6 protein-coding genes are annotated in these 9447 nt (G+C 34.8%); all 6 read right to left on the bottom strand.

Annotation, left to right across the window (positions count from 1 at the left end; genetic code table 11):
• The coding region (locus tag C9J45_RS08300) for a lipopolysaccharide biosynthesis protein (protein ID WP_107292418.1) at positions 1-1374 on the bottom strand (1374 nt) is incomplete at its 3' end.
• Between the two features lie 568 nt (positions 1375-1942).
• Complete coding sequence (gene wecC / locus C9J45_RS08290) at positions 1943-3211, bottom strand: UDP-N-acetyl-D-mannosamine dehydrogenase (RefSeq protein WP_107292417.1); 1269 nt, start codon at positions 3209-3211, stop codon at positions 1943-1945.
• A 13-nt stretch (positions 3212-3224) separates the two neighbouring features.
• Complete coding sequence (wecB, locus tag C9J45_RS08285; RefSeq protein ID WP_107292416.1) at positions 3225-4355, bottom strand: non-hydrolyzing UDP-N-acetylglucosamine 2-epimerase; 1131 nt, start codon at positions 4353-4355, stop codon at positions 3225-3227.
• Between the two features lie 20 nt (positions 4356-4375).
• The gene (gene wecA / locus C9J45_RS08280) at positions 4376-5458 is read right to left on the bottom strand and encodes a UDP-N-acetylglucosamine--undecaprenyl-phosphate N-acetylglucosaminephosphotransferase (RefSeq protein ID WP_107292415.1); all 1083 of its coding nucleotides are present in this window, start codon (positions 5456-5458) and stop codon (positions 4376-4378) included.
• Between the two features lie 613 nt (positions 5459-6071).
• The gene (locus C9J45_RS08275) at positions 6072-8240 is read right to left on the bottom strand and encodes a polysaccharide biosynthesis tyrosine autokinase (RefSeq protein ID WP_107292414.1); all 2169 of its coding nucleotides are present in this window, start codon (positions 8238-8240) and stop codon (positions 6072-6074) included.
• A gap of 65 nt (positions 8241-8305) precedes the next feature.
• On the bottom strand, positions 8306-9436 hold the full coding sequence (locus tag C9J45_RS08270; RefSeq protein WP_107292413.1) for a polysaccharide export protein: 1131 nt from the start codon (positions 9434-9436) through the stop codon (positions 8306-8308).
• Positions 9437-9447: the final 11 nt, after the last annotated feature.

Below are 9447 nucleotides of genomic sequence, written 5' to 3'. Positions count from 1 at the left end.
TAGCATTAAAATAATTAAAACTTTCCAAAAAACATCAACGTTTATATATGACGATATATAGTATATCGATGTAACACTAAGCAATGTTATAAATACAGATAAAAATATTTTGTTTATATATTCTTTGAAACTAACGTGAAGAACATGTTTGTAAATATAGTAAGGCTTCCAAAGTAGTACAACAACTACATTCGTAATAACTGTCCCTAATATTATACCATTCAAGCCTATTAATTGACATAAGACAACTGAAAGGATAAGATTTGATACTCCTTCAAGTATTGGAAGGTGAATATCATTAAAGTAACCACTTACATCTTTTATAAGGTCAATACTCTTTCTATATATATCAATATATACATTAATAAATATAAGAATAAGCGTATACATATTAATTAAGTAGCCATCGCCCATCCATAACAGTACGATAATCGATATTGAATTAAATAAAAAAGTCACAACAACTGATGCCATCAAACTTATAAATATACTTAACTCATTAAATTTATTGTGTACAAATTTTATATCATGACTATGTAAGTATTTCCCAAATATAGGTTTTATTACGAGTAGTGCATTTGAAATAAACAAATTAACGAACTGTATAATCATCAAGTAACTTGAATATATCGCAACAATTTTTAAGTTAAGAAACGTCGCCATCAATATATAATCGGTATTTAATACAAAAACACCTGATATTTTATGGATAAATGTCATCTTTGTTTTTAACAACAAATCAACATCAATTAATCCTTTTTTATTTTTAATTTTTTGCTTGTATTTTTTCCTATAGAACGTTAAATAAAAAACATACTCAATAATATTACCAACAATAAGTAGAAACACAAAAACATAAAAAGACTTTATATAAATCAACGATATTAATTGTATTAATTGTATTATTAGTTTAGTTATATTTCTTACTTTTTGTATAAATCCATACTGTTGATCTGCAGTAAACAATATAATATATTTAGCATATAGATATGTAAATGCTGTTGATATAACATATAATAGCCAAATATAGTACACATCATCACTACTATATTTTGCAATATCATTTATGAAGAAGACACTCAGTATCCCTAAAGATAGGATAACCAAGAATATCTTGAAATATATTCTCTTAATTGAATTAAATACATTAGTTATTGCATTATTATCGTTATTATTAATGTGCTTATATAATAGGGCAGTTGACGCAGCTCCTAATCCAAGCTCAGCTAAGTTTAGATAAGCAATCATTTGTGTAAACAGCCTAAGAAGACCTAAACTCTCTTGACCTAATTCTTCACTGAAAACGCGATTGACTACAAATGCTAATAATCCAGTGCTTAACGTAAAAATAACACTGTAAAAAACATTTTTCATTTTATATCAGCTTTTGATTTATATTAAAAATTCTAATAATTATACGCTAAAAGTATATCTATTTCCTAAATATCAAAGCGAACTATAGTCCTTATTTATTTTTTGCTTTGATATCTATCTAATATTTAATTGACCAATATTAGTTAAAACATAACGCTACCGTATCTCTTAGTATCATAAAAATTCATTGCATTCACCCAAGACTTTATAATATAAGCGAATTATTCATATTCATCGTTATTGTATTACTCATAAATAGCTCTAAATGTTATTGTTAATATATTTCACATTTTTATAAAAAACAATAAGCTACCAATAATAAAACTAACCACCGAGAACTACATTAATATGCTTATCATAAACATATTAATCCTTTTTTTTATTATTAAAGTAATATTTGACAGAATTAGAACTAAGAGATAATTTATTTGCTAATGTAGTCAGCTTGGATGCATTTTTACTTAAATTACTATTATTACTTTCATTTTTCTGATTATAACTCGCTAAAAATAATAATTTGTTTAGAAGTCATTTATGACTCCTAAACACTATTCAACTTTATTTCGTATTAAATCCAAATCCCTTTGGTATCAATAATAATTTTATTTTTTATTTTTGTATTCTTAAACTCTTTATGATCGACTAATAAAACATTAATATCTGATTCCATTAGAGCTTGTTCGAGTGAAACTAGTTCTACCTTTACAAATTTTTCCGATATATTGCTAACATTAGGCTCAACGGCTAATACTTGACCACAATGCATTTCTGCAATTTGTTGAACAATATACACTGCAGGACTTTCTCGTAAGTCATCTATATCAGGTTTAAAAGCTAACCCGTAACAAGCTATTGTAATATCTTGTATTGATTTATTTGGGTTTTCTTGTAAGAAATCAGCAATAGCTACTTTTACCTTATTAATTACCCATTCAGGCTTACTATCATTCACTTTACGTGCTGTATGAATAAGCTGTGCTTCTTCTGGAGTGTTAGATACAATAAACCATGGATCAACAGCAATACAATGTCCACCAACACCAGGTCCGGGCTGAAGAATATTCACACGCGGGTGACGGTTAGCCAAAGCAATTAGTTCCCATACATTAATGTTAAGTTTATCACAGATAACTGACAATTCATTAGCAAAAGCGATTTGAACATCACGTGAGCTATTCTCTGTTAGTTTCGCCATTTCGGCTGTTCGCGCATTGGTAACGATACATTCACCTAGAACAAATGTTTTATAAAGTTCAACAGAGCGTTCAGAACAACGAGATGACATACCGCCAATAACACGATCATTTTCAACCAACTCACGAACAACTTGACCAGGAAGAACTCGTTCTGGGCAATGTGCTATATTTATATCGGCAGCATCATTATGAGTTTGGGGAAAAGATAAATCAGATCGAGCTTCCGCTAACCAAGCGGCAAGTTTTTCTGTAGCCCCAACTGGTGAGGTCGATTCTAAAATAACTAAATCACCTTTTTTCAACACAGGTGCTATTGCTTTTGCTGCAGCTTCAATATAAGAAAGATCAGGAGCTGGAATATCATCTTTATTACATGGTAAGAAAGGAGTTGGGACAGCAATTAAAAATGCATCTGCAGCTTCAGGAGTTGTTACAGCCTTCAAGTAACCTTCTGTGACGGCAGCGTTAACAATCATATCTAAATCAGGTTCAACAATATGAATTTTGCCCTGATTAATGGTATCAACTGCAACTTGATTGACATCAACACCAATGACTTTTTTCTTACGTGATGCAAACATTGCAGCAGTAGGAAGCCCTATATAACCTAAACCAATTACTGAAATCGTTTCGAACGACATGTTGTATCCTTTCTTAATATTTATTCATTAAGTTATTTAAAATATGTGTACATGCTTTACCGTCACCATAGGGGTTATGAGCAAAACTCATGGCTTGGTATACTTCTTTATCATTAAGTAGCATATTAAGTTCGGTGCAAATAACATTAATATCTGTACCAACTAATTTTACTGTACCTGCTGCAACCGCTTCTGGACGCTCAGTCGTATCGCGCATAACTAATACGGGCTTGCCTAAAGACGGAGCTTCTTCTTGAATACCGCCAGAATCAGTCAGAATAATATCTGAGCGATCCATTAAATAGATGAAAGGTAAATACCGCTGAGGCTCTATTAAATAAATGTTCTTAATACCATTTAATATTCGATTTACCGGTTCGCGAACATTTGGATTTAAGTGCATTGGATATACAATTTGAACATCAGGATTTTCTTTTGCCGTAATGGCTAATGCTTCGCATATACGTTCAAACCCCCCACCAAAGCTTTCACGGCGGTGGCCAGTTACCAAAATCATTTTCTTTGAGTCATCAAGAAATGGAAATTGATCATTTAATGATGATTTAAGAACAAAATCAGTATCAATTTTATCTTTTATCATTAACAAAGCATCAATTACTGTATTACCAGTAACAAAAATATTCTCGACTGAATAGTTTTCTTTTAATAGATTTTCTTTTGATGTTTCTGTTGGTGCAAAATGATACTTAGTTAGCGCCCCTGTTAACTTACGATTAGCTTCTTCTGGCCACGGTGAATAGATATTGCCCGTTCGCAATCCTGCTTCTACATGACCAACCGCAATTTGTTCATAATACGCAGCCAGACTAGCGGCAAAAGTAGTTGCAGTATCACCATGAACAAGTACAACATCAGGTTTAAATTCCTGAAGAATAGGTTTTAATTCAAGCAGTATGCGTGAGGTGACATCATTTAATGTCTGCTCTGCTTTCATCAAATTCAAATCATAATCAGGTGTAATATCAAAAAGCTCTAATACTTGATCTAACATTTCACGGTGCTGAGCTGTTACGCACACTTTAGCTTCAAAGCGTTCATCATTTGCAAGAGCATGTACTAATGGCGCCATTTTAATTGCTTCTGGACGTGTACCAAAAACCGTTAAGATTCTTTTTTTATTCATAATATTATCTATATTTAAAATCAACTTGGAATTTCATTAGAGTTTGAATGACGGCCAAATAATTTATTAATCCATGAAGTAATACGCCAAATATGGTTAATCACTGTAAAATAAACAACAAATAGCCCTAAGAAGGCTATAAACATGGTCGATTCTTCAACGCCACTCATATCAGCCCAAAGACCTACAACCGCACAAATACTTGCCATCAAACAAATGACAAATAGCGTCATTAATGGCGATAACCCCATTCGCTGGCAAATATGGTGTAAATGCTCACGATCAGGTTTAAATGGCGAGTGACCTTTACGCATACGACGGATCATGATCGTTGCCATGTCCATTAGCGGTAATGCTATTAACCACAGTGCCGTGACTGGTTTAAATGCGTCAATATTCGGTTCCTGCGTGCCTCGAATAAGCATCCATACAACAGAAAAGCCGATAAACATACTGCCAGCATCCCCCATAAAGATTTTATAACGTTTACCAAACATAAAACCTAAATTTAATAAAATATAGGGGATTAATGCTGCAACAATCAGTAAACAAAATGTACCGAGATATTCATTACCACTGGTAAAGAACACGACACCTAGCGCTGTAAATGTCACTGATGCTAAACCACCTAATAAACCATCGATACCATCAACCATATTAAAGGCATTAATGGCACCAATAACAGCAAGAATAGTAATAATAGAGCCAGCAACTTCACCCAGTGCGATGGTTTCACTGCCCATCAAATAACCAAGATTATGTAGACTGTGACCACCAATAACGATCATTGCTAGCGAAATACCCGCTTGAACAAACAAACGAATTTTAAAGCTCAAATCAAACTTATCATCAAGCGCGCCTAGTACAATTAACACCCCTGAACATGACAGATACAGTGCCAGATTTAAGTTCATAGGCAGGTATAAGATAAAAACAGCACACAGTGCTAAAAACACCGAAATCCCACCGACTAAGGGCACTGCCCCTTGATGGAGTTTTCGGGCATTCGGTTTATCCACCAAACCAATCTTTTTGGCGACCTTTCGCATAAGAAATAACGCAATGAATGACGTTATAAAGACAACGATGTAAGCACTATTCATATGACAGCCAACTTCTATTTGTAATGAGATGGTTTGTGTTTTTTACTGTTAGTGAGATGATTTGTGGTGAGATAATCATATCCTTTATTCACGTATTTAAGACGCTTCAGTCTTTCTTTTTATGGCCTACACTTGAGTAGTATTCCAGTTTAAGCGTTGATTTTTTTCATTCTTCATCGTCAGACTTTTTATTGCCATGAGACGCTTTTTGCCAAATTTGAGACATAAAAAAACACTAGCATTTCGGCTAATGTTTTGAAAAAACACTTAAAAAATGAGATTTGGTGCTTTTAGCGGAATAGGCCTTAAAAATCTTATAAACAACCTAATTCATATAGCAAACTAAATCGCTTTAGGGTAGAAATACCACCAACTAGCCTGATATAGGCACGCTACCGCCCATTGGTTATATGCTATTACCAATTAGCAGCTAAATCTTTCCAGTCGTATTTTTAAGGGTATTATATCATTTCCAATAAGGAAAGGTATCCTATCTGTAAGTGATAGTTATGTCATTCTTTTCACTAGTGAACTCTATTTAAACGTTCATTTTTCAAACGGATATTAATCATAATAAGACAACAACTTACGACTTTCTAAAGCTATTAAAAAGCTACTTACTGTCGTAGCTGTAATTATAGTAGCCATAATTTCCGCCGTAGGTGCTGCTTGCTTTACGAACAATGGCGTTAAGTATAAAGCCTTTCACTTCAATGCCGTTTTGTTCAAAGCGTTGTTTGGCAACCTCGATTTCTTTAACGGTATTTTGTTCAAATCGACCCACTAATAAGGTGGTTCCTACATGGGCGCCAACAATAGCAGCATCGGTTACCGCTAAAATAGGCGGTGTATCTACAATCACCATATCGTAATGCAGCCCTGCCCACTCAATTAATGCTTTAAAACGTGGGTGCATTAATAACTCTGATGGATTTGGCGGCGTATCACCACGAGGTATAAATTCTAAACCGTTCACATCCGTTTCACGAACAACATGGCTAAAATCTTGTTTGCCACATAAGTAATCAGACAAGCCTGGTTTATTATCTGTACATAATTGTGTTTCCATTCGGCCCTTTCGCATATCAGCATCAATCACTAATACTTTTTGGCCCGCTTTTGCAATCACTGAGGCAAGGTTTACAGATACAAACGATTTACCAATATTAGGGCTAGGGCCAGATACCATTAGCACATTATTTTTTGCTTCCATCATCGCAAAGTGCAAGCTTGTACGTAAGCTTCGTAGTGCTTCAACCGATAAATCGGCGGGGTTATAAACACTTAACAAGGTTTGCTCTACCGTTAAGTTTTTACCTTTTTGTTTTTTCAGTGGCTCGGTTTGTGAGTCAGATAATGGAATTGAAGCATAAACAGGTAAGCCAATTTCTTCAATTTGATCTGGCGTTTCAACCCCTTTATGGAACGCTGTACGAAGTAAAGCAATAGCAACCGACAACATGCTGCCTAGTAGTGTTGCAAGAACCACAATTAAGGCTTTTTTCGGTTTCACTGCCTGTGAATAGCTTTGTGCTGAATCTAAAATACGCACGTTACCGACAGTACTCGCTTTTACAATGCTTAGCTCTTGGACTTTGTTTAGCAATTCAACGTAAATTTGCTGATTAACTTCAACGTTACGGGTTAAGCGTAAAATTTCTTGTTGTGTTTTCGGTAATTTCTCTACACGTTTATTTAAGCGTGCTTTTTCTGATAGTAAGGTTTTACGTTTATCCAATAAAGCAATATATGCTGGGTGCTCTTTCGTAAATCGCTGTGAAATATCACTTTCTTTAAACGTAAGTTCATTTAACTGTGATTCAACATTTACCATCACTTCTAACGCTGATTTTGCTTCTAAATTAAGATCAACTGATTCATTTAATTGACGATAATGATTAAGTTTGTCTTCAGCATTATTTAATTGGCTTTTAATTTCAGGTAAATGTTTCTTTAAAAACACTAAACTCTTTTCAGCTTCGGCAGAGTTACGCTCTACATTTTGTAAAAAGTAATTCTGACTGATGTCATTTAATATTTCTTTTATTTTAGTGCGATTCTCCCCTGTCATTGAAAGCTGAAGAATACCTGTTTGCTTTCCTCGCTCACTCACCGATAAATCACGTTGTAAGCTTTGAATCGCATCCAGTCGGCTAATTTTGCTTAAAGTAAACGTCGCATCATTTTTTGCGCTCAAATCGGTGACTAATAAGCTAATACCTTTATTTTCAGCCAGCTTTCCGACTTGTCCTTTTAGTACTTCTCGGCCATCAGCATTTGCTAACATGTAATCACCGTCTTTACTGTTAGTAACCGTTAATACATAACCACTTTGTAGCGCTGAATCGGGTAAAAGGAATCGAGAAATAGCAATAGATTCGCTGTCTCCTGTAAGCCTTGCCAAGCCTTTTCCGATAACGGGCATGTAATTAGGCGTAGCAACAATCGTTAAGTTCAGCTTATCGACGGTTTCGCCTAATACCATACGAGACTTAATAATTTCTATTTCAGTGGTGGCTGTTGATTCGGAAGAAAAAAGATCAGCCATATCGCCACCAAGGGCTGGCATACCTGTACTTTTTTGTTCCACTTGAATTAAGGCATCGGCTTTATAAATTGGTGTTGCAAGAAGTGCGTAAGTAATACCAATAAAAGTAAAGAGTAAGGTGAGAACAATAATATTCCAACGGTTATCAACTAATATTCCAAATAGCTTACCAAGATCTATTTCATCACTATTATTAGGTGTCGCTTTGTTCGTTAAATTTTGAGCTAAACTCATGAATCATTTTCCATTCGAGTCAATATAGGTTTATTTAACTGCTGTTTTAAAATTCGGCGTTTTATCTACTTCAAATCGACAAAACGATTAACACCTTCAGTTAAACTATTAAATCCGGTAATCGTCGGTAGTAATTGTTTAATAACACGATTCCAACGCGCAATTGGCGCTGCCGTTACATACACAATATCGTAAGGCTTTAAATCAAACTCAGTTCCAATAACAAGTGCAGTCGCATCTTTAATATTTAACTGGTAAATGTCTGCAATAGGATCATTAGGCTTGGCGGTTTCTTTAGAACGAATAACAAAGACCCCAGTCGCATCGGCTTCTAATTCATTAATGCCACCCACATTACTGAGTGCTTCTGTTAAACTCATGCCTGCACGATCAATTTTTAACAACTGCGGCTTATTCACTTCACCCATCACAAAGACTTTTTGCGCGTCATCTCTTGGCACATGAACGATGTCGCCATCTTGTAATAAACGGTTTTGGGTTAAATCACCACGTTGCATTAAAGCGTACAAAGAGACTTGTTGATCTTTGCCATTTCGCGTCAAGGTTACATTACGCCAATCAGAATCTTTTGCTAAACCACCCGATTTATTCACCGCGTCAAGTAGTGTTAATGGAATATTGGTTATTGCTTGCGGCCCAGGATTTTTTACAGCACCCGTAACATAGGTTTTTTTAGAACGAAACGAGGCGACATTTACATCAACTTGTGGTGCTTCAATATAAGCGGCTAATCGACGGGCAATTTCCTTACGTACTTGGGTAACGGTTTTACCTGCCACTTTTACTTTACCGATATAAGGATAAAAAATAGTGCCATCAGCATGTACCCAGTTACCCGCCTCACTCGCACTTCGATAAGAGCCTGCTGGAATCGTTAGTTCAGGATGATCCCAAATAGTGACATTTAAAATATCTCCCGGACCAATGTGATATTCATAGTACTTTAATTCATTCTCAAGCATTTGATTGGTACGCGCTGAAATTGGGGAGTTTTTATATTGGCTTACCGTTGTGGCGGTTAATGGATAGACATTTATATTATCTAACGAAGAACCTTCAACTTCTGCAGCTATTACTTGTTTATTATCTATATTGATATTAGAACCGGGAACACTACAACCAGAAAGTAGTAATGTAATAGATACTGTAAATATGATTTTTCTTGATAACGTCATGATGAGCTCAC

Source organism: Photobacterium sp. GB-1 (assembly GCF_003026165.1).
Classification (GTDB): domain Bacteria; phylum Pseudomonadota; class Gammaproteobacteria; order Enterobacterales; family Vibrionaceae; genus Photobacterium.
This window is presented reverse-complemented; position numbering and strand designations above follow the sequence as displayed.